This window comes from Enterococcus malodoratus ATCC 43197, from assembly GCF_000407185.1.
In the GTDB taxonomy this organism is placed as follows: Bacteria; Bacillota; Bacilli; order Lactobacillales; family Enterococcaceae; genus Enterococcus_A; species Enterococcus_A malodoratus.
Genome location: NZ_KE136483.1, coordinates 315,263 through 335,549 on the forward strand (window position 1 = coordinate 315,263; position 20,287 = coordinate 335,549).

The following is a 20,287-nucleotide window of genomic DNA, read 5'->3' on the forward strand; positions in this document are numbered from 1 at the left end:
GTGACATTCTTTTGAAGGAGGCAGCGGAATGATTGGTAAAACACTAAGTAAATTATTGCTGGGAATCTACCTGATTCTATTGGTTTGGATCTTACTGTTCAAATTCTCGCTCTCCTTTTCCGAGATAGCAGCAAATCTATCTCATCCGATGAGATCAATCAACTTGGTTCCATTCCAAGATTCGATGATCGTGAATGGCAAGATCGCATTCAATGAGATAATCTTAAATGCAGTTGTTTTTGTTCCACTGGGTGTTCTTTTAGGGATTTCTGCAAAGAAATCCTCTTTCATGAAGAAGCTCGCTTTTATCTTTCTATTTTCACTTTTTATCGAAATGATGCAATTCATTTTGGGAATTGGAGCAACCGATGCGACAGATCTTTTAATGAATTTTGTTGGCGGATTCTTGGGAGTCAGTATTTATCGAGGACTAACACATTTTATTCCAGAAGCAAAATTGGATAAAAGATTGGTTGTAGTAGGGAGTATAATGGGAATCCTATGCTTGGGAATGGTCTTGTTATTACTTTTCTTAAATTGACGAAATAAAAGCTCTTCAGCGATTTTGCTGAAGGGCTATTTTTTTTCGAAAATATCTGTATTACGTTGAAACCGCCAAACTAAAAAGGTTTCTGAAAGTGCCAGATAAAGAAATAATCCTGCGATGATCAAGACAGCTTTTTCTCCAATCATCCGATAAGAGAATACAGAGACGATCGCGCCGGCAATAAAAGCCAAAACGACTAATGCGAAATGAACAAACCGCGTCTTCGCTTTCTGATCTTTAGTGCTCAAATAATCATAAAGATTCGTGGCTACACCTTTTAAATTTCCTGTTGTGAATAAGTTTGTGTAAGCAAGTCCATTAATTTTATCAAAAGATATCCATTGGATTGCAGCAGTAAACGCAATTACGATTGTAATAATTGCGGGATGTGGTTGCAGAAAGTGGAAGCTGAGAATAAAAAAGATCAAGGCTTCAAAATAAAGTAGAAACAATCGCCAAAAATGCATCTCTTTCTTTCTAAAGTAATCAATCATGAACTTTGCTAAGAGAATTCCTAAAAAAAAGAACAAAGTGGAAAGCATTTTTTTTCCGACCATATTCCATTGTCGCTCGTAGGCTTGGATAATTGCTAAAATAATATTTCCGGTTTGAGCAGAAGCAAATGCTTGATAGCGAATATAGGTGTAACTGTCTATCATTCCACCGATAAACGTTAACAGCAAACCTACCGAACGATTCTCATGAAAACTATTTTCCATCTGTCACTCATCTCTTTTCGCTGACTATCTTATCACATTTTCAGAAAATCGTTAATTAGTTTCATTTTTTTTAGATGCTTAAGACTTTTTTTGAACTTAAAAAGGACCCATTCGATTAACGGAGTCAATAAAGACTAAAATGATTCACTGATCTTTGTGTTAAGTAATAAAGTGACTTGATTCACTATACGAATCCATCGAGGGTGTTCGACAATAATTTTTAGTAAGTATACGTTGATATTACCAATAGGAAGAGCGGTATAATGTGAAAACGTACATGAAGTTTTCATAAGAAAATTTTAAAACTTTCCTCTTTTTACACAGGGAAAGCAAATGTTTTTTGTTTCGGATAAGAGTATAATTCGGTTTAGTGTTTAAAATGAGTTGAATAACGAATGGGAATCAGAGAAACTCTTTCATTTTACGAATATTTGAAGGGGATTCTCTAAAGAGTTAAGATGTTCGCGGGGTGCTATCTTTTTCGAAAGAATGTGTTAGAATGAAAATGCTTTTTATCCTGTGAACGTGAAGGGAATTGAGAACATACCATGCCTGTAAAAAAAAGGACACCATGGTTAGAGGCGTTATACGCGGCGATGCCGCTTTGTTTTAGTTATATTCCGGTTGGTTTAGCATGTGGCATGCTTTTACAAAAAGCGGGATTTAACATTTTCTTAACCGCCTTGCTTTCGATGCTTGTTTTTTCTGGAGGCGCGCAATTTTTAGTCGTCTCAATGATAAGTGTTCATGCATCATTTGTGTCCACAATCTTAATGGTTTTTTTCTTGGAGATGCGTTACGCATTGCTAGGCTCCAGTTTGTCGCAATTTTTTAAAAAAGAAAAAAGATCATTTATTGCACTGTTTTCTCAGTCAATGAATGATGAAAATTATGCAGTGAATTATTTGAAGTATTCTACTGATCCTGAGTGGAACCGAAAGAAAGCGTTATATGTTAATTGGTTTTCGATGGCTTCTTGGACAGGCAGTACGGTTTTAGGCACGATTTTTGGTTCTGTTATCCATGTGGATACTGAACTGGTTCATTTCGCTTTGACCGCAATGTTCATTTTTATGTTTATGATGCAGTTGAGTAATGGCCTTTTACTAGCTACCGGGTTATTATCTGGTGGATTAGCAGTTATTTTCATGCTGGTATTTAAAAATACCTTTGGATTGATCCTAGCGACTTTATTAGCTTCTTTTGTCGGCTATTTGATTGAACGCATCCATAAGACGGCCAACACCAAAAATGACGGCCCGGATCATTATGATTTGACCGGCGGGGAGGTTCATCATGAGTAATACGTCGTTGCTGCTATTGATCCTTTGTCTTTTTGGCGCCTCTTACTTGCCACGTCTGTTTCCGATGTTGTATTTTTCACAGCGGCAAGTTCCGCAGTGGTTCAGCGATTGGATGAAATATGTACCAATCTCATTATTTGCGGCATTAGTATTTAAAGATGTGTTTATCAGCGCCAATCATTTTGATTTGATTGGTAATGTGCGAATTATCGCGATGTTTTTAGTTGCTGGTGTCGCGTATAAAACGCGTTCGATGGCGATATCCGTTATTACTGGATTGGCCGCTGTATTTTTACTTTCGATGATTTAAAAAGAGACATGCCCTTCGCGGATGCCTCTTTTTTTTGTTAATTTTGATATTCAGCGATTGGCCGATAAGTTAGGATTTGCATTTTTCTGTAAAATTCAGCTGGTAAATTTTTCCATGATTGCAAAAGATTATGGAAAAATCCACCATCCGCATTGATAATGTATTCATTTAATAAAAGTCCAAAGGATTTCTTTGGCTGTTCTTTGACTAATTTTTCGTAGACCTCGGTTGCTTGTTCTTGATTGTCAGCGACAAAAAGTGTGTTGACTTCAACATACGCGCCTTCGATATTTTGTGTCTCTTCTACAAAGTACACGGACTTGGTAACTTTTTGTTTCTCCATCATAGGGGTCACCCTTTCTTTAAGTTACTCATAGCTTACAAAAGAAATATTAACTATTGATGAATTAATTGGCCATTTGTTTCAATTAATTATGAAGTTTTTAAGTTATTTGGCAAAAAGATTTTAAAGTTGCTTCCTTTATTCAACGAACTGTTGACTTTGATCGTTCCGTGGTGTAGCTCAACAATTTGTTTTGCTAGAGCAAGACCTAAGCCATTTCCTTTAGTTTTTCGGCTGGTATCGCTTTGATAAAATTTATCAAAAATACGATCGGCTACTTCTTTTGTCATGCCGATGCCTTCATCGCTGATAGTTAGGACTTGCCCGGTCTCTTCATTTTTCAGGTGTACATAGATATTGCTGTTTTTTGGACTGTATTTTATGGCGTTATCCATTAGGTTCAGCCAGACCTGATATAAAAATTCTTCGTTGCCATAGTAATCGGTGCGAGGTAAGTCCAGATCAAGAGTCAGATTCAGCTGCTCCCATTTCGGTTGTAAAAACAAAATCACTTCGCGAATCTGTTCGTCTAAACGAAAAGGCTGGAAATCAAGGCCTAATCCTTGGTTTTCAAGTTTGCTCAATTTTAAAATATTATCGGTTAAATGAGTCAGCTGTTGCGTACCATCTAACATGCGTTCTAAGTAAATTTGTCGTTCTTCAGGTGACAGTGCTTCATTTTGCAGTAGTTGAACATAACCTTTAATCGTTGCGATAGGCGTTTTGAATTCGTGAGAGACAGTAGAAACAAAATCATTTCGCAACGTTTCAATGCTGCTCAATTCTTTTACCATGACATTAAAATCATGGTAAAGCTCCTTAACATCTTCCATTTGCTGCTGCTCCTTCAATTGAATCGCAAAGTCACCTTTGGCTACTTTACTCATAGCTTGACGCAAATCACCGATCGGCTGCAAAATTCGTTTGCCGACAAATACCGACAGAGCTGCTCCGATCACTAGGCTTAGAAAGATAATGAAATAAAAGGGAAACAGGTGTCCCTCTCGTTCTGGAGCAAGCAATTGGAAATGATTGATCATGAAGAGCAGCCCCACGAAAACCGATAGTACGATTACCATCATCAAAAAGGTGATCGCGACAAAATAGATCCATAATTGGGAAAATAATTTTTTTCTCATGAGTAGATAACCGCCTTATAGCCCAAACCGCGAATTGTCTCAATAGAGAAATCGGGATTATTTTCTAAGCGTGTGCGCAGCCGTTTGATATGAACATCGATCGTTCGTTCATCGGTATCGGAATCTAGTCCCCATATCTCATCCATTAATTGTTGGCGAGTAAAAATTTTGTTGGGATAGGCCAGTAATTTATATAAGAGGAGAAATTCTTTTTGCGGCAGCGTTTCCGTTTGATCAGAAGTTTTAATTTGATACGTCTCTTGATCCAATCGGGTATTTCCGACAATCAATTCTTTTGTATGAACGATTTGAGCACGCCGCAATAAAGCGTCTACCCGTAAAATCATTTCATTTACATCGATTGGCTTCACCATATAGTCATCCACACCAATTGTAAACCCGCGTTTTTTATCTTCAAAAGAATCCTTTGCAGTGATAAATAAAATAGGAAGATCATAATCTGCTTCGCGTAAACTTTCTGCTAGTTCATAACCATCCATGTCCGGCATCATGATATCGCTGATGATCAAGTCAATAAATTGTTTATCTAAAAGTTCTAGAGCCTCTACACCGTTCATCGTACGAAATACTTCGAAGCGTTCATTCTTTAAGGCGGATTGATAAAGTAATGATAAGTTTTCATCATCTTCTACGATAAGTATTCGATTCATTTGCGTTGCCCTCCTTTTTGCTCAATAATAATAGCAAATCACTGTGAACCTACTATGAATTTTTGTTCATTTTGAGTTAATAATGCCATGCTATCTTGGCAAAGTAAACTAAGAGAAAAAGGGTGACGCAATGTTAGAACTAAAAGACATAAAAAAACATTACCATGTGGGTGATACGACCACGAAGGCTTTGGACGGCGTATCAGTTGCATTTCGTCGACAAGAATTTGTTGCGATTTTAGGAGCCAGCGGTTCTGGTAAAACGACGATGCTGAATGTGATCGGTGGATTAGACAACTACGACTCCGGTGATATGATAATCGACGGAAAATCAACGAAGACATTTAAAGATGCCGATTGGGATGCTTATCGAAATAATTCCATTGGGTTTGTCTTCCAAAGTTATAACTTGATTGGTCATCTAGGCATTATCGATAATGTGGAACTTGGAATGACGTTGAGCGGTGTCTCAAAAGAAGAAAAAAATCAACGAGCAGAAGATGCATTGCGCCGAGTAGGTTTGGCAGATCATATGCACAAAAAACCGAATCAGCTTTCTGGTGGACAAATGCAGCGGGTGGCGATCGCGCGGGCGTTAGCAAATGATCCTGATATTTTACTCTGTGACGAACCAACAGGAGCCTTGGACACTGAGACGAGTGTTCAAATTATGAATTTGATTCAAGAACTATCAAAAGAAAAATTAGTCATCATGGTTACTCATAATCCAACACTGGCGAATGAGTATGCTGATCGAATCATCGAGTTTTCTGATGGTCGTATTATGAATGATTCCCATCCCCACATTGAAGGTGAGAAGGGTGAGCAATTTCAATTAAAGAGAACCAAAATGAAATTCATGACGGCCTTGAAACTATCCTTCAACAACTTGCGGACCAAAAAGGGGCGGACGTTCTTAACAGCATTTGCCTCCAGTATTGGGATTATCAGCATTGGGATCGTTCTTTCATTATCGAGTGGATTCCAAAAGCAAATTGATAGTACGCAGGCTGAAACGATGGCAAAGTATCCGATCACGATTTCAAAAACAACGACGGATCAAACGGCCAATCGAAATCAAGCGCTGGGTTCTGATAAGGCAAGTAAAACAAGTAATGAGAACAAAAACAATATAGTTGCGAAAATCAGCGATGAAGACAAAGCGCAGCATACGAATAAGCTCAATCAAGATTACGTTGATTATATTAATAAGATTGATCCAAAATTAAGTAATAATATTGGCTTTACACGTGTAGTGGGAATGAATCTTTTGCGTGATGTGGATGGTGATGTGAAGCCGGTCAAATTATCCAACGAAGCACCAGACAGCGGTCCATCAATGATGAGTGCGATGTCTAGTATGACCGGCATGGGTGTTTCTTCTTTCCCAACACAGTTAGATAAAAGTTCTGGCAATTTTCTAGAGGATAATTATAAATTATTATCAGGCGCTTATCCAAAAGCGAACACGGATGTCGTGTTGATTGTCGATGCGAATAACAGTACTAACATCAATTCATTGAAAAATCTTGGTTTTGATATCAAGGATGGCGACAAATTAGATTTTGACAAAATTATTGGTACGGAATTTAAATTGATCAACAATAATGAATACTATTCAAAATTACCAACAGGAAATTTTATTCCAAATAATGATTACAAGGCTATGTACGATAACGCCAACAATGATGTTTTAAAGATTTCAGGAATCTTGCGTGTGAAGAGCTCATCAACGATGAATCTTTTGGCACCGGGAATTGCCTATAGCAATGAGCTAACCTCTAAAATCGTTAACGACAATGAAAACTCAGAGATCGTCAAAGCACAAAGAGATGTAAACACAAATGTGATGACGAATGAAGCGTTAGATGATACAACGAAGGAAAGCACGATTGCTTATTTAGGCGGAGATAGTATTCCAAGCAGCATTATGATCTATCCAAACAACTACAAGGACAAAGAACAAATCTTGAGTTACTTGGATGATTATAATAAGGGCAAGAAAAAAGAAGACAAAATTATTTACACCGACTTAGCAGGAACGATGACTGAGTTGACTGGCGGATTGATGGATGCGATCACCTATGTCCTAGTAGCTTTCGCCGGAATCTCATTAGTGACTAGTATGATCATGATTGGTATCATCACTTATACGTCAGTGATTGAACGGACGAAAGAAATCGGGGTCTTGAAGGCCTTAGGAGCACGGAAAAAAGATATTACGCGTGTGTTTGATGCAGAAACCTGTATTTTGGGTGTCGCTTCGGGGACATTGGGCGTAGTCATTGCTTACTTGGCGACTTTCCCAATCAATGCGATTTTGTATAACATGACCGAGCTGAAAAATGTTGCGCAGCTAAATCCGGTTCACGGCATCATTTTGATTGTCGTATCAACCGTATTGACAATGATTGGCGGACATATCCCAGCGAAAATGGCAGCGAAGAAAGATGCCGCTATTGCATTACGAGCAGAATAAAAGAAATCGAGCAGAGAATTCTCTGCTCGATTTTTTGAATCCATTTTTCGTAGTTCTATAATTAGAAAAACTATCCAACAAAAAAATAGTTAATGACAGCTAATGCAACGAAACCTAAAGTGATCAGTCCGCAGATGAAAAGGTGTAGACGTTTATTCATTAGGGCAACGGCAATGAATTCCCGCAAAAAAGCATTCGGTAAATAATAGCGGGCAGTTTTTGAACCAATGCCATCAATTTTCAGTCCAACATCTTCTGCGTACATTCCAGCTCTGAAAATATGGTAGTTGTTCGAGGTAAATATAGCATGGTAACCGGAAGGTTTTTCACGTTCCATGATCTCTTTACTAAAGCGCATATTTTCGAGTGTGTTCGTAGATTGAGCTTCCATAAGGATATCTTCAGCAGGAATTCCTTGCTCCAACGCATATTCCCGCATCGCTTGGGACTCAGGAACCTTTTCATCTGCCCCTTGTCCGCCAGACATTAAAAGTTGTGGCGGAGATAATGTTTCTTCGCTTTGTTTGCGATAAAATTGGATTGCACGGTCAATGCGTTTTGCTAACAAGGGAGTGACTTTTTCCCCATTAATTAAACCAGCACCTAAGACAATAATGAAGTCTTGATTATATTTTGGATGATTGAACTGGTAGAGTAATGAAATCGATAGAAAATTCCAAAATACGATAAAGAAATAAACTGCGATAGTTGTCGGAATCGACAACAGGATGACGGACCAGTTTGGTAAAATTTTTGGTCCGAAGCTCTGCAAGATAATCAGTGCAATAATCGCCAGCCCTAAAATCAGGGTTAATAGATTAGGAAGTTTACGCGACTCATGCCGCAGAACAATAAAGCTGTTCCCAATCAGAAATATAATTGCTGCATATAATCCAAATAAAATCGTTACTAAGAACAAGATCAGTAAAACAGCGAGAATTCCCGCACCAATCAATGAACTAGAAGTTGCTGTAACAAGACCTACGTATCCCATAAAACTGATCAGGAAAAGATTGAGCAGCCATCCATTCCGTAGGCGACATTTTTCTTTGAAATAGAAAAAACAGAATAGTGAAAAAAACAAGAGCGGAATCAAAATGAAAAAGGTTTTCTTTTGAATCTCAATCGCACAAAAGTATAAAACCAAAAATATTCCCGTCCACATTGAAAAATAGCGAAGTTTCTTATGTCTAAAGCGAACCAGTAAACCAATCAAAATAATAAAATAAATGGCTAAAGCAAGTAAATCTCGTTGTATGTCCATTCCATCACACCTTTTTATATATTCTTTAGGGTTAAGTCTCCTGCCAATTCAGCAGTATCTTTCTTTGATAGTATAGCAAATAAAATGAGAAACACGCAGTTAAGAACTATTAGTTGGTTTTCTTGTAGAAGATTAGTAAAATTATGGGGAGGAGGAATGCGGATGGAAATCAAAGGAGTCGATCGTGTTGATTTGCCGACATTTTTTGTAATTGGTAAAGAAGGACGTGGATTAGCAGAAGATGGGCCATCGTGGGTTCCGTTATTATGGGACCAAATGAATACCCATTTTGAAGAGTTGATTGAACTTTTAGCAGGACAAGAGATGAAGGATCTGCATTTATGGGGATTAATGAGTGATGGTGAACATTGGTTGGAACCGTGGCAGCAAGAGGGACGCTATCTTGCAGGCGTCCAAGTACCGGAGACAGCAGAGGCACCTGATGGTTGGGTACGGTGGGAAATCCCGCCAATGAGTTATCTGACAGTCAAGGCCAGTGCAGAAAAAATTGAAGATGCGACCAACCTAATGTTAGGAGAAATTTTTCCTCTAGAACAAGTAGAACTTGCAGGTGCAATTCATGAACATTATTTACCGCATTTTGCGGAGGGAGAAGTCGAATTATATTTTCCTTTCAAAGCAAAATAAAAAACTTTCGACTCGAGTCGAAAGTTTTTTTATTTATCTTGTCCAATACACTAGACTTTCAAAGTTATGCGAATAAGCTAGTGATTTTTTGCCAGATCAGTTCAAAGGTATTGGCCTTTTCAACTTCATTATTTGTTACAAGATCGGTTGTAGCACCTTCACCTTTTTGAACATAACCTAAAGTGTCTTGAGCTAATGAAACACTGACAGTACCAATTTTTTCGTTTTTGTGAACAGGTGCGATGATGGCATTGTTATCTAACAAGGACTGATCTAATGTTGTTTTGATCGTCAGATTAGTTGGATCCATATCGCTTCGTACCCAAAGTTTTACAGGTTTCTCCATGGCCAAGGAAACAGTTTTCTGTTTACCTTCAGTGACTTTTAAGCTCTTTTTATCGGTGGGAGTTTGTCCTGCGGCGGTTACATCCTGCTGACTCCAATTATTCAAACAGTAATCCATTAATTTATTTGTTTCTGCAAATCGTGCATTTTCATCATTGTCCTGGTTTAGAGCATTCAGAATCACGGTGATGACACGGCGCCCGTCCTTTTGAATCGTACCGACAAAACATGCCCCGGCTAAATCGGTGGTCCCAGTTTTTAATCCATCTACGCCTTCTTTATAATTAGGACCATCAAATAGCATGACGTTCCAATTTTTCATCTCATCAGGTTGAGAAGTGTTTGGCGCGAAAGTTTTTTCGGTGATTTTAGAAGTTTCTAAAACCTCAGGGAAATCTTTGATCAAGTGTTGGGCAACGATCGCTACATCACGAGCAGACATCAAGTTTTCATCGTTTTCTTGGGTGCCTGGGTAAACGTGCTCACCAAGATAAACATTACTTAATCCAGAAGCATTAATGATAGTTGCGTCTTTAATATCCCATTTTGTAAGTTGTTCACGCATTTGATTTACAAAAGTATGCTCACTTCCAGCAATTAATTCAGCCAGAGCGACTGCACATGCGTTGGCTGACTGGACGATCATGGCTTCGAAAAGATCTTTAACAGTGTATTTTTGCCCACGTACTAACGTAACATTTGATAAATCAGGGACGGTGCTCAATTTTTCAGCGTACTCCGAGATCGGTACTTCTTGCTCCCAAGAAATTTTCTGCTGCTTGATTGCATCTAAAACGAGGTATGCCGTAATCGTTTTAGTGATGGAAGCAATGCCTTTTGGGGTGTCCCCATCCTGGTTGAAAAATACTTTTCCCGAGTCAGCGTCAATGGCGTATCCTGCATTCGCATTGACAGAAAATTCATCTGCCGCATGGGCGGTGATTCCTATGAGACTTTGGAAAAAAATTACTAGGACAACCAAAACGAGGGGAAATCTTTTCTTTTTATTCATTGATGGGCTCCTTTATTTCTATTAACCCCAAAAGTTTAGCAAAATCATAGGGTGAATTCAAGAAAATACATGAAAACACCAGAGTTTTTCATTAGTTTTGAAAGACTCCGGTGCATAGTGATAACATTTTTTATTTTATTTACTTAAAAACTGCGTCCGCCGCCGCCAAATGTTCCGCCACCACTGGAGTTTGTAGTGCTGCCACCTCCACCACCGCCATTATTGGAAGGTTTCGGGATACGGCGAGTTGTGACGAAAGAATTAACCAACTGATCCTGACGTTCAATCAGGTCTAATTGAGCATTTTGCCGGTAGGGGTAACGATAAGTGCCAGTTTTTAATTGATAGCGCAAGCGTACAGAGATGAAGAAACCGATTGCTGCCACCGCTGCAACGATTAAGCCAATCGTAAATTCAAGCGGAGTGATGGATTTGTAATAAGTAACTTTACCAGTCTTTTCATCAATTCGATACGAACCGCTTGGGACTCCGTCATCAACAAAATCTTTTGCGTTAGACAAGTAATCTGCACTGGCCTGATAATAGTTGCCATCCTTCATAGCCGCTTCCACATCGTCTAATAGCCTATCCCGCCGTTTATCAGTCACATAGTCAATCATGTTCCCGGATGTGGATAGATAAATTTCCCGCTGGTTCATATCTAATAAAAGCAGGGCTCCGTTATTATCTTTTCCGACACGAGCCTTTAGTTGAGTATTCGCAAATTCTCGAGGTTCCTCTGTATTGGTATTAGTTGTTAAGATAAAAACCTGGCCTTTAATTTTCTGATTGATCGCATCAGCCTGTTTTGAGAGTTCTGTTCGTTCTTCTGGCGATAACAAATTTGCTTGGTCGTCTACTGTATCTGAAGCGGCCAAAACTTTCAACGGGTTAAAGAGCGCTAAAAAGCCTAAAACTAAGAGGATTTTTTTCATAGAAAATACCCCACGATCATTGCTATTATCATAATTACGGCGAAAATTCCACCGGAGAATAAGCCTAAGCGTTTATTGCTGATAGGGAGTATCCCGCTGACTTTGCCGGTTTGTCCATTCATCGCGTAATAATAAGTTTTGTTTGACGCATCTTGGTAGGTTACCAGCCAAACAGGTAACAGCATGTAATGGTTGTCTTGCTTTTCAACATCAACTGATTGGCTGCTAGGTGTAAACGTTGTGTAGCCAGAAACCGTATCGCGTAACAAATCTTCCGTATATTCGGTCAGTTCATGATCAATTTGTTCAGCGAGATCTTTGATTTCAATATCGCGTTTTTCCGCTTGAAACCCAGACAAGTATTCTGTGTGAAAATCCACGGCCTGATCGATTGGGAACGGCTGTACGCCTTCCACCATTTTTTGCTGTAGATTTTTTTTCAACGCATTTTTGGTCAGATGTTGGATTTTGGCTTTACCTTTGCGAAAAATTTGATAAACTTTCGTTTCAGTATATTCAATTTCTCCCACGATCCAGACACGTAATGAAGTCCCTTTGCCGGTTAGGTTACCATCGGTTTCAGCATCAACTACCCAATAGGGAAAATAAACACCTGTCATTTTTTCAATTTGCTGTTCGTTAAAAAAATCTTTCGGGATGAATCGTTTCTTTTGTGTCCATGCTAAAAAATCAGCAACAGCCTTTTTTCGATCAATCTTAAAAGGCAAGACCTTGTTAGGTAAAAACTCTCCAGTCAAACGTCCTGACAGTACGACAGGGTTATGACAGAAGTAACAATAGGTGGCGGCGGTGGTGTGATCGGTAACAATTTGAGCGCCGCAACTGGGACAGAGAAAGAGGTCAACGTCATCGCTGCCCGTCTTTTCTGAACTAACAGTTTCTGTTTGTGCATCCGCAGTTGGATCTGCATTCTTGGCTTCAAATTTTTCGATATCTTCCACAGTAAAAATGCTCAAGCAATAATCACAATGAAATTTTTGATCACTTGGATTAAATGTTAAAGGACCGCCGCAGTTGGGACAATGATGTGTTAATACATCTGCCATTTGCAGGCTCCTCCTAATTCGTAATAGTTTAGTCTAATGGAACACCTTTGAAGGGCTTGCCACAATGTGGACAGAATTTTGGCACACCATTGCTTAAGTCAACAACTTCACCACATTCGCTGCACTTCATTTGAATTTTTGCCGCCGTAGCTGGAGCGGGTTTCGGTTCGCCACAGTTGCTGCAGAACTTACCGGAGTTTTCTTCTCCGCATTTTGGACAAGTCCAGTGATCGCCAGCAGATTTCTGCTGTGCTTGCTGATTTTGTTGAATCTGCTGATTGTTGTTTTGCGATGCTTGATTGAGAAAGTCTCCGCCGGCATTCATTCCCATACCCATTCCGAAGAAACCAGTGGCAGCACCAGCGTCATTTTTACCAGCAGCTTCCATGCCGCGGGCAACAGAACCTTGGACATAGCCTTCACGGACATTTGGATCACCTAACATTGCGCCTTCGTTCCGCATGTTAATTAATTTTGTGGAATCATCTGTGTAAGAGATACTGGCAACAGCAACGGCAACGATTTCCATGCCGCGTAACTCTTTCCAGCTATCATCTAGCGCATCAGACAGATATTTGCTTAGTTCCAGACTTTTTGAAGGCACGTAAGAGATACGCTGCCCATCGGCAGACATTTGATTAATCGCTGCTTGTAAGCCAGTCAGAAATTCTTGCAAGTATTGCTCATTAATGTCGCTGATATCAACTTGAACCATATTTCTTGGAATCGCATTGGCAAAAAATAAAATTGGATCGGTTATCTTAATAGAGTAGGATCCGTGTGCTCGTAAAAATAATTCTGCATTATAGAAATTATCGAAATAATTCAAAGGAGTGCTGGTACCAAATTTGATTCCTTTGATTTCTTGCAGATTGATATAAAAAACTTGTTGCTTCTGCGGTGTTACACCGCCAAATTTGAAACGACTAAAGGTTTCAGCAACGGCATCTTTTAATGAACCATTGAACATTGACGGTGCGGAGTTATTCTCCACCGTGTAATATCCTTCTTCAGCGGTATAATCAATAATCTTTCCGCCATCCACTAAGAGCATCATCATATTTGGATAGACATGAATGACGGAGCCATCCGTTATCACATCGCTGGTTCCTTTTTTGTTACTTCCGCGTTTATCATCTTTTCGTACAGCCACTCCTTTTGACATGACTGTTGTCTGTCCCATATCGGCAGGTTCAATCACCTCTAGCCATTGATCGGCTAGACCGCCGCCGATGCTGCTAGTTGCTGCTTTAAATAGTCCCATGAATATCCCTCCATAAAAACGTTTTTCTCATTATACCACAGGCCTTTTTTGAATTAGAAAGGATGCAGTCCAACAAATTAAAAGGTGCTAAACAATTGCGCTGGATGATCGGTTTCTATAGTTTTTTTACGTGAAATCACGTATAATAAAAAGCAGTGATTTTGAAAGAAAAGAGGAGAATTATGGCGTATCAAGCACTTTACCGCGTTTGGCGTTCACAACGTTTTGATGACTTAGTCGGGCAAGAAGCAATCACGAAAACGTTGAAGAATGCGATCCAACAACAAAAAACTTCCCACGCCTATCTATTTACCGGCCCCCGCGGAACAGGGAAAACCAGTGCGGCGAAAATTTTTGCCAAAGCCATCAATTGTCCCAACAGTGTAGATGGGGAACCTTGCAATGAGTGTGAAATGTGCCGTTCGATCACCGAGGGGCGACAAGAAGATGTGATTGAAATTGATGCTGCAAGTAACAATGGTGTGGAAGAAATTCGCTTTATCCGCGATCGTGCAAATTATGCACCGACTACAGCTGAATATAAAGTATATATTATCGATGAAGTTCATATGCTTTCTACTGGGGCCTTCAATGCTTTGTTAAAAACGTTAGAAGAACCCAAAGAGCACGTGATTTTCGTCTTAGCGACGACCGAGCCGCATAAGATTCCGGCGACAATCATTTCACGGACTCAACGTTTTGATTTTAAACGAATTGATGTGCAAGCGATCATCGGACGAATGGCGTACATTCTTGAACAAAGCAACCAGCCTTATGAAGAGCAGGCATTGTCTGTTATAGCACGAGCAGCAGAAGGTGGGATGCGGGATGCCTTAAGTATTTTAGATCAAGCTATTTCCTTCAGTAATGAAAAGATTACTTTAGAAGATGCTTTAGCCGTGACTGGTAGTTTGACTACTGAAATGATGGACAATTTTATAGGAGCGTGTCTCCAACAAAATGTCAGCGGTGCTTTGGAAGTTTTAGAAAATATTTTGGCGGAAGGTAAAGAGGCTCGTCGATTAACTGAAGATTTACTGTTGTATTGTCGAGACCTGTTAATTTATCAGCAAGCACCAAAACTTTTAGAAAATCGAGCGGCTTATTTGACGGAGAACTTCAAACAATTAGCCGAAACAACGGCTTCTGAACGTTTGTATAGCATGATCAAGATTTTGAGTGAAACGCAAAATGAGATTCGTTTTACAAATCATGCTAACATCTACTTAGAAGTCGCAACGGTGAAATTAGCGACACCGCAAACTACTACTGAGTCATCAACAGTGGTTCAGTCGAGTAACATGGAGACACCAGCAGCAATACAGCCTGCCGAACAATCGGAGTTATTGGCACTAAAAACGCAGCTGCAACAGTTGCAAAATGAAATGCAACAAATAAAAAATAACCCGACGTCTGAAAAAGAAGAACGCAAAGTTGCGCCGAAGAAAACAGCTAGCAGTTATCGAGTACCAACGGAGCGCGTCTATCAAGTATTGAGCGAGGCGACCAAAGACCATTTACTTAATGTGAAGAATGTTTGGGAAGATCTATTGATGGCTCTATCAGTAACTCAGCGGGCGATGTTGAAGGCCAGCGAACCGATGGCTGCAGGACCTGGTTTATTGCTGATTGCGTTTGATTATGAGATTGTTTGTCAACGAGCAGACAGCAGTGATGAGTTACGCTTGAATATGCAGAATAGTTTAAGTATGATGATCAAAGATTACTCACCTGATTTTGTCTTCATTACTCGCGAAAGCTGGCCGCGTTTGCGTCAAGCTTTTGTTAGCCAACATCAGGATCGTCCTGTAGCGGTAGAAACAAACGATACAGAAGACGAAATTAGTCTATTACCACCAGAAGAAACGAATGAAGTCGTTGAACAAGCAAAAAGCCTGTTTGGCGATCTTGTAACGATTAAGGAAGATTAAAGGAGCGAAACGTATAATGATGCGCGGAATGGGAAACATGCAAGGTATGATGAAACAAATGCAAAAAATGCAAAAAGAAATGGTAAAAGCTCAAGATGAATTGAATGCCAAGGAATTTACTGGCCGTTCAACTAATGATTTAGTGACAGTGACATTTACCGGCGATAAAAGTATGAAGGCTATGGCTATCAATCCTGAATTGATTGATCCTGAAGACCCAGAGATGCTGCAAGATATGATCGTTTTAGCTGTCAATGATGCGATTGCAAAGATCACAAAAGAGACAGATCAAACAATGGGTCAGTACACCAAAGGACTTCCTGGAATGTAAGTCATTTCTTCTTGATGGAAGATAGAAACTAATTTTGCAAATATGAAGTTTATGCTAATGGTATTATCCATGTTCGGCTTAACGAACTAGCTTTTGCCTATTGCTAAAAAGCTGAACAAGTCCGTGAGCCTTTCTGGAAGAGAGGAAGGACAGAATGCAATATCCAGAACCAATTGCAAAGCTGATTGAGAGTTACATGAAGTTGCCGGGAATTGGACAAAAGACTGCAACTCGGTTAGCCTTTTTTACGATTGATATGAAAGACGAGTCGGTTAATGAATTTGCACGATCGTTGATCAGTGTAAAACGTGATTTGCGTTTTTGCAGTATTTGTGGAAATATCACTGAAGAAGACCCTTGTGAGATCTGTTCAGATGCAACTAGAGATCGCAGTACAATCTTAGTCGTAGAAGAACCAAAAGATGTGATGTCAATGGAAAAAGTACGTGAATATCATGGCTTGTATCATGTACTTCACGGTGTGTTATCACCGATGGAAGGGACGGGGCCGGAAGATATCAATATCGCACCCTTGATTAAACGTCTGCATGATGATGAAATCAAAGAAGTCATCATCGCGACAAACGCTACGACAGAAGGCGAAGCAACCGCAATGTATCTATCGCGGTTAATAAAACCAGCAGGGATTAAAGTTACACGATTAGCTCATGGCTTATCAGTCGGCAGCGACATCGAGTACGCCGATGAAATCACTTTGTTAAAAGCAGTGGAAGGACGCCGTGAATTATAAGAATTTCGCGGTGTTTTTTTGAAAAAGATCCATAAGATCAAAATTATTTTGGGGGACAAGAACGTGAACGGATTATTTATTACGATTGAAGGGCCGGACGGCGCTGGAAAAACCAGTGTGCTGAACGAGCTTTATCCAAGACTACAATTAACGGCGAAACGATCCATCGTCAAGACAAGAGAACCTGGAGGCATTCCGATCGCTGAAAAAATTCGTCACGTGATCCTTGACCCAAGCAATGATCGAATGGATGATCGAACAGAGGCTTTGCTATATGCGGCAGCGCGTCGTCAGCATTTGATTGAAAAAGTATGGCCCGCGCTTGATGAAGATAAGATTGTTCTGTGCGATCGTTTTGTCGATAGTTCATTGGCTTATCAAGGAGCTGGCAGAGGGATCGGCATGGAGGAAGTTGCAAAGATCAATGAATTTGCGATTGAAGGCACAATGCCTGATGTCACGCTGTATTTAGACGTAGATTCAGATACTGGACTGCAGCGAATCATGAAGAACCGAACCAATCAAATTGACCGTTTGGACTCAGAAGGGTTACAATTTCATCAAAGGGTTCGACACGCCTATCTAAAATTGGCGGATGCAAATCCAGATCGAATCATAAAAATTGATGCTCGGAAACGTTTAGATGAAGTCGTAAATGATTGTTTTTACGAGTTATTGACGCGTTATCCAGACTATTTCCAATCATGAGAGGTGTAAACTATGAAACTTATTTTAGCGATCGTTCAAGACAAAGACTCTAATCGTTTGGCCAATGAATTTATTGATGCGAACATTCGAGCAACGAAACTTTCTTCTACCGGGGGCTTTTTGAAAGCTGGGAACAGTACCTTTATCATCGGGATCGAAGACGAACGCGTGGAGGATGCTTTGGCTTTGATTAAGGAAACCTGCCAAGCACGTACGCAATATGTCACGACACCAGTGACCTTAGATATTTCATTAGATGGACAAGTCCCTTATCCAGTTGAAGTTGAAGTCGGCGGCGCGACAGTCTTTGTCTTGCCAGTCGAAGGCTTCCACCAGTATTAAGATGGAAGAGGCAAAAAAGCTTCAGACAATTCAACCTATTGTTTTTCGTCAATTACAAAACAGTTTTGAGCATGGGCGAATGGCCCATGCTTATCTTTTTGAGGGAGATCAAGGGACCGGCAAAGCTGAATTAGCTTTGTGGTTCGTGAAGCATCTGTTTTGTTTAGATCTGCAAGAGGGGATGCCCTGCGAAAAGTGCAACAATTGTCTGCGGATAATCAGCAAAGATCATCCCGATGTCGTTGAAATCGAGCCAGATGGACAATCCATCAAGGTTGATCAAATTCGGGCGCTTCAAAGTGAATTAACGAAGAGCGGCTTTGAATCTGCGAAAAAAGTCGTGATTATTCACCAAGCAGAAAAGATGAATTTGAACTCGGCCAATAGTTTATTGAAATTTTTGGAAGAACCACCAGCCAACTTTATGATCATTTTAGAAAGCCAATCGTTGGGAAAAATTTTGCCAACAATTCGCTCTCGGTGTCAGATCATTCACTTCCAAGCGTTGTCTGCAGGACGCTTGCAGTCCCGTTTAGAAGCGGATCAAATCCCTACAAAAACTGCAAAACTCTTAGCGAATTTAACAAATAGTTATGGAAAAGCTGTTGAAATCTCAAAAGATGAATGGTTTAATGAAGCTAGAGATGTTGTTATTCAATGGTTTAATTATCTCGAAAAAAATGATTCACAAGCGTTTATCTATGTTCAGAAAAAATTGGTGAAGACGTTTAAGGACAAAACACAACAACAATTTGCTTTTGAAATGTTGGCGTATTTTGTTAAAGAAAAACGTGATCAAGTGATGAAACAAAATCAAACGGGTTTAGGAAAATACAATTACCTGTTAGAAGAAGTTTTATCAGCCAGTCAGAAACTAGAAGCGAACGTATCATTTCAAAATATCGCAGAACAAATAACGTTACATATCGTTTTTGCTTAACGTTATTTAAGAGAGTAGGGAAAACCATGGTTGAAGTTGTGGGTGTTCGTTTTCGGGACGCTGGGCATGTTTATTATTATGCACCAGGAAAAAACGAATATTTTTATAATGATAAAGTCTTGGTCGAGTCACAACAGGCGCACCAGATTGCGACAGTGGCAATTCCAAAAATTGAAATAGCAAAGAAAGATTTGTCCGATGATTTAAAAGTGATTTTACATAAGGCATCAGACAAAGAACTGAAGAAAGTGGCTCAAAATGAAGCGGATGCAGAAGCGGCCTTCAAGACCGCAAAAGAAAAAATTCGCGCACATGAGTTGGAAATGAAATTAATCCAAGTAGAATATACCTTTGATCGCAGCAAAATGATTTTCTATTTCACTGCGGATGGCCGAATTGATTTCCGAGAATTAGTCAAAGACCTTGCAGGTTGTTTTCGAACAAGGATCGAATTGCGTCAAATTGGTGTTCGTGATGAAGCGAAGATTCTTGGCGGGATTGGTCCATGTGGACGGCCATTATGCTGTTCGACCTTCTTAGGTGATTTTATTCCTGTCTCCATTAAGATGGCAAAAGACCAAGGACTGTCACTAAATCCAACAAAAATTTCTGGACTTTGCGGTCGCTTGATGTGCTGCCTGAAATACGAAAATGGCGAATATGAAGCAGCCAAAAAAGAGATGCCGGATTATGGCAAAGAAATCAATACGCCAGAAGGACGCGGTAAAGTGATTGGCTTGAATCTGCTGAGTAAGGTAGTGAAGGTCCGCTTGTTTGGTCGTGATGCAACGATTGATTTTGATTATCAAGAACTAGTTGAAGCGGGTGATTTATCATGATGGATCGGCGTTCTTTATATGATGGCTTGAATCAATTGGAGCAAGACATGCATAAAAATCTTGATGACTTGGTTTCGATGAAAGAGACGCTGTTAGAGCTCGTTGAAAAAAATGCTACATTAGAGATGGAGAATGAACGTTTACGGGAACGAATTCGTGAAATTGATGAAAAAAAATCACCAATTTTAGATGAACGACAAGAACTGTCAGAATCTCGTTTAAATCTTGAAAAAATCTATGAAGACGGGTTCCATGTCTGCAATCTGCTCTATGGATCAAGGCGTGAACAAGATGAGCCCTGTGCTTTTTGCTTAGATGTCATTTATCGAGAAAGCAAACAAAAGTAAAGTCTCTCCAGAAGCCGCTGCTTTTGTAGGACTGATTATTCAGAACTGGTG

22 protein-coding genes are annotated in these 20,287 nt (G+C 39.8%); 13 read left to right on the plus strand and 9 right to left on the minus strand.

What is annotated here, in order from left to right:
- Positions 1 to 28: 28 nt before the first annotated feature.
- Positions 29 to 541 carry a VanZ family protein gene (locus I585_RS16950; RefSeq protein WP_010740811.1) on the plus strand — a complete coding sequence of 171 codons (513 nt, stop codon included), beginning with the start codon at positions 29 to 31 and terminating at the stop codon, positions 539 to 541.
- A 35-nt stretch (positions 542 to 576) separates the two neighbouring features.
- On the opposite strand, the gene I585_RS16955 is transcribed toward I585_RS16950, so the two are convergent.
- Positions 577 to 1,266, minus strand: a complete 690-nt coding sequence (locus tag I585_RS16955) for a YoaK family protein (RefSeq protein WP_010740810.1) — start codon at positions 1,264 to 1,266, stop codon at positions 577 to 579.
- Between the two features lie 548 nt (positions 1,267 to 1,814).
- Between I585_RS16955 and I585_RS16960 the strand changes: the two genes are divergently transcribed.
- Positions 1,815 to 2,570, plus strand: a complete 756-nt coding sequence (locus I585_RS16960) for an AzlC family ABC transporter permease (protein ID WP_010740809.1) — start codon at positions 1,815 to 1,817, stop codon at positions 2,568 to 2,570.
- Positions 2,563 to 2,880, plus strand: coding sequence for an AzlD domain-containing protein (locus tag I585_RS16965; RefSeq protein WP_010740808.1), 318 nt, complete (start codon positions 2,563 to 2,565; stop codon positions 2,878 to 2,880). The genes I585_RS16960 and I585_RS16965 overlap by 8 nt, the downstream gene beginning before the upstream one ends.
- Before the next feature lie 37 nt (positions 2,881 to 2,917).
- Here I585_RS16965 and I585_RS16970 read toward each other — a convergent pair whose 3' ends face one another.
- From I585_RS16970 to I585_RS16980, 3 genes are all read right to left on the minus strand, one after another.
- A complete protein-coding gene (locus I585_RS16970; RefSeq protein WP_010740807.1) occupies positions 2,918 to 3,226 on the minus strand; it encodes a hypothetical protein in 309 nt (102 codons plus the stop codon).
- An 86-nt stretch (positions 3,227 to 3,312) separates the two neighbouring features.
- Positions 3,313 to 4,362: a sensor histidine kinase gene (locus I585_RS16975; protein ID WP_010740806.1), complete on the minus strand. Its 1,050-nt coding sequence runs from the start codon at positions 4,360 to 4,362 to the stop codon at positions 3,313 to 3,315.
- The gene (locus tag I585_RS16980; protein ID WP_010740805.1) at positions 4,359 to 5,033 is read right to left on the minus strand and encodes a response regulator transcription factor; all 675 of its coding nucleotides are present in this window, start codon (positions 5,031 to 5,033) and stop codon (positions 4,359 to 4,361) included. Before I585_RS16980 ends, I585_RS16975 begins: the two co-directional genes overlap by 4 nt.
- A gap of 130 nt (positions 5,034 to 5,163) precedes the next feature.
- On the opposite strand from I585_RS16980, the gene I585_RS16985 reads away from it, so the two are divergent.
- Positions 5,164 to 7,512 (plus strand): ABC transporter ATP-binding protein/permease, encoded by a 2,349-nt coding sequence (locus I585_RS16985; RefSeq protein WP_010740804.1) that lies wholly within the window; start codon positions 5,164 to 5,166, stop codon positions 7,510 to 7,512.
- A 70-nt stretch (positions 7,513 to 7,582) separates the two neighbouring features.
- Here I585_RS16985 and I585_RS16990 read toward each other — a convergent pair whose 3' ends face one another.
- A complete protein-coding gene (locus I585_RS16990) occupies positions 7,583 to 8,776 on the minus strand; it encodes a YdcF family protein (protein ID WP_010740803.1) in 1,194 nt (397 codons plus the stop codon).
- 162 nt (positions 8,777 to 8,938) lie between these two features.
- On the opposite strand from I585_RS16990, the gene I585_RS16995 reads away from it, so the two are divergent.
- A complete protein-coding gene (locus tag I585_RS16995; RefSeq protein WP_010740802.1) occupies positions 8,939 to 9,424 on the plus strand; it encodes a GyrI-like domain-containing protein in 486 nt (161 codons plus the stop codon).
- A 64-nt stretch (positions 9,425 to 9,488) separates the two neighbouring features.
- Here I585_RS16995 and I585_RS17000 read toward each other — a convergent pair whose 3' ends face one another.
- From I585_RS17000 to I585_RS17015, 4 genes are all read right to left on the minus strand, one after another.
- Positions 9,489 to 10,781 (minus strand): serine hydrolase, encoded by a 1,293-nt coding sequence (locus I585_RS17000; protein ID WP_010740801.1) that lies wholly within the window; start codon positions 10,779 to 10,781, stop codon positions 9,489 to 9,491.
- Between the two features lie 143 nt (positions 10,782 to 10,924).
- On the minus strand, positions 10,925 to 11,716 hold the full coding sequence (locus I585_RS17005) for a TPM domain-containing protein (RefSeq protein ID WP_010740800.1): 792 nt from the start codon (positions 11,714 to 11,716) through the stop codon (positions 10,925 to 10,927).
- On the minus strand, positions 11,713 to 12,783 hold the full coding sequence (locus I585_RS17010; protein WP_010740799.1) for a TFIIB-type zinc ribbon-containing protein: 1,071 nt from the start codon (positions 12,781 to 12,783) through the stop codon (positions 11,713 to 11,715). Before I585_RS17010 ends, I585_RS17005 begins: the two co-directional genes overlap by 4 nt.
- Before the next feature lie 28 nt (positions 12,784 to 12,811).
- Positions 12,812 to 14,047 carry an SPFH domain-containing protein gene (locus I585_RS17015; protein WP_010740798.1) on the minus strand — a complete coding sequence of 412 codons (1,236 nt, stop codon included), beginning with the start codon at positions 14,045 to 14,047 and terminating at the stop codon, positions 12,812 to 12,814.
- 182 nt (positions 14,048 to 14,229) lie between these two features.
- On the opposite strand from I585_RS17015, the gene dnaX reads away from it, so the two are divergent.
- The 8 genes from dnaX (at position 14,230) to I585_RS17055 (ending at position 20,236) form a co-directional block, all read left to right on the plus strand.
- Positions 14,230 to 15,978, plus strand: a complete 1,749-nt coding sequence (dnaX, locus tag I585_RS17020) for a DNA polymerase III subunit gamma/tau (protein WP_010740797.1) — start codon at positions 14,230 to 14,232, stop codon at positions 15,976 to 15,978.
- 16 nt (positions 15,979 to 15,994) lie between these two features.
- Positions 15,995 to 16,309 carry a YbaB/EbfC family nucleoid-associated protein gene (locus tag I585_RS17025; RefSeq protein WP_010740796.1) on the plus strand — a complete coding sequence of 105 codons (315 nt, stop codon included), beginning with the start codon at positions 15,995 to 15,997 and terminating at the stop codon, positions 16,307 to 16,309.
- 154 nt (positions 16,310 to 16,463) lie between these two features.
- Positions 16,464 to 17,060, plus strand: coding sequence for a recombination mediator RecR (recR, locus tag I585_RS17030; protein WP_010740795.1), 597 nt, complete (start codon positions 16,464 to 16,466; stop codon positions 17,058 to 17,060).
- A gap of 63 nt (positions 17,061 to 17,123) precedes the next feature.
- Positions 17,124 to 17,768: a dTMP kinase gene (gene tmk, locus I585_RS17035; RefSeq protein WP_010740794.1), complete on the plus strand. Its 645-nt coding sequence runs from the start codon at positions 17,124 to 17,126 to the stop codon at positions 17,766 to 17,768.
- A 12-nt stretch (positions 17,769 to 17,780) separates the two neighbouring features.
- Positions 17,781 to 18,110, plus strand: a complete 330-nt coding sequence (locus I585_RS17040) for a cyclic-di-AMP receptor (protein WP_010740793.1) — start codon at positions 17,781 to 17,783, stop codon at positions 18,108 to 18,110.
- 1 nt (position 18,111) lies between these two features.
- Entirely contained in the window at positions 18,112 to 19,050 is a 939-nt protein-coding gene (holB, locus tag I585_RS17045) for a DNA polymerase III subunit delta' (protein ID WP_034709367.1), read from the plus strand.
- Positions 19,051 to 19,076: 26 nt separating this feature from the next.
- Entirely contained in the window at positions 19,077 to 19,889 is an 813-nt protein-coding gene (locus I585_RS17050) for a PSP1 domain-containing protein (RefSeq protein ID WP_010740791.1), read from the plus strand.
- Complete coding sequence (locus I585_RS17055; protein WP_034709502.1) at positions 19,889 to 20,236, plus strand: DNA replication initiation control protein YabA; 348 nt, start codon at positions 19,889 to 19,891, stop codon at positions 20,234 to 20,236. The genes I585_RS17050 and I585_RS17055 overlap by 1 nt, the downstream gene beginning before the upstream one ends.
- The last annotated feature ends 51 nt before the right edge of the window (positions 20,237 to 20,287 follow it).

Bases quoted from the DNA above. Each gene is read 5' to 3' on its own strand.
- I585_RS16950 (WP_010740811.1), top strand. From the start codon at position 29: ATGATTGGTAAAACACTAAGTAAATTATTGCTGGGAATCTACCTGATT.
- I585_RS16980 (WP_010740805.1), bottom strand. From the start codon at position 5,033: ATGAATCGAATACTTATCGTAGAAGATGATGAAAACTTATCATTACTT.
- I585_RS17005 (WP_010740800.1), bottom strand. From the start codon at position 11,716: ATGAAAAAAATCCTCTTAGTTTTAGGCTTTTTAGCGCTCTTTAACCCG.
- I585_RS17055 (WP_034709502.1), top strand. From the start codon at position 19,889: ATGGATCGGCGTTCTTTATATGATGGCTTGAATCAATTGGAGCAAGAC.
- I585_RS17000 (WP_010740801.1), bottom strand. From the start codon at position 10,781: ATGAATAAAAAGAAAAGATTTCCCCTCGTTTTGGTTGTCCTAGTAATT.
- I585_RS16965 (WP_010740808.1), top strand. From the start codon at position 2,563: ATGAGTAATACGTCGTTGCTGCTATTGATCCTTTGTCTTTTTGGCGCC.
- I585_RS16955 (WP_010740810.1), bottom strand. From the start codon at position 1,266: ATGGAAAATAGTTTTCATGAGAATCGTTCGGTAGGTTTGCTGTTAACG.
- I585_RS16990 (WP_010740803.1), bottom strand. From the start codon at position 8,776: ATGGACATACAACGAGATTTACTTGCTTTAGCCATTTATTTTATTATT.
- I585_RS16960 (WP_010740809.1), top strand. From the start codon at position 1,815: ATGCCTGTAAAAAAAAGGACACCATGGTTAGAGGCGTTATACGCGGCG.
- I585_RS17040 (WP_010740793.1), top strand. From the start codon at position 17,781: ATGAAACTTATTTTAGCGATCGTTCAAGACAAAGACTCTAATCGTTTG.
- dnaX (WP_010740797.1), top strand. From the start codon at position 14,230: ATGGCGTATCAAGCACTTTACCGCGTTTGGCGTTCACAACGTTTTGAT.
- I585_RS17025 (WP_010740796.1), top strand. From the start codon at position 15,995: ATGATGCGCGGAATGGGAAACATGCAAGGTATGATGAAACAAATGCAA.
- I585_RS16995 (WP_010740802.1), top strand. From the start codon at position 8,939: ATGGAAATCAAAGGAGTCGATCGTGTTGATTTGCCGACATTTTTTGTA.
- I585_RS17015 (WP_010740798.1), bottom strand. From the start codon at position 14,047: ATGGGACTATTTAAAGCAGCAACTAGCAGCATCGGCGGCGGTCTAGCC.
- I585_RS16970 (WP_010740807.1), bottom strand. From the start codon at position 3,226: ATGATGGAGAAACAAAAAGTTACCAAGTCCGTGTACTTTGTAGAAGAG.
- recR (WP_010740795.1), top strand. From the start codon at position 16,464: ATGCAATATCCAGAACCAATTGCAAAGCTGATTGAGAGTTACATGAAG.
- I585_RS17010 (WP_010740799.1), bottom strand. From the start codon at position 12,783: ATGGCAGATGTATTAACACATCATTGTCCCAACTGCGGCGGTCCTTTA.
- I585_RS16975 (WP_010740806.1), bottom strand. From the start codon at position 4,362: ATGAGAAAAAAATTATTTTCCCAATTATGGATCTATTTTGTCGCGATC.
- I585_RS17050 (WP_010740791.1), top strand. From the start codon at position 19,077: ATGGTTGAAGTTGTGGGTGTTCGTTTTCGGGACGCTGGGCATGTTTAT.
- I585_RS16985 (WP_010740804.1), top strand. From the start codon at position 5,164: ATGTTAGAACTAAAAGACATAAAAAAACATTACCATGTGGGTGATACG.
- holB (WP_034709367.1), top strand. From the start codon at position 18,112: ATGGAAGAGGCAAAAAAGCTTCAGACAATTCAACCTATTGTTTTTCGT.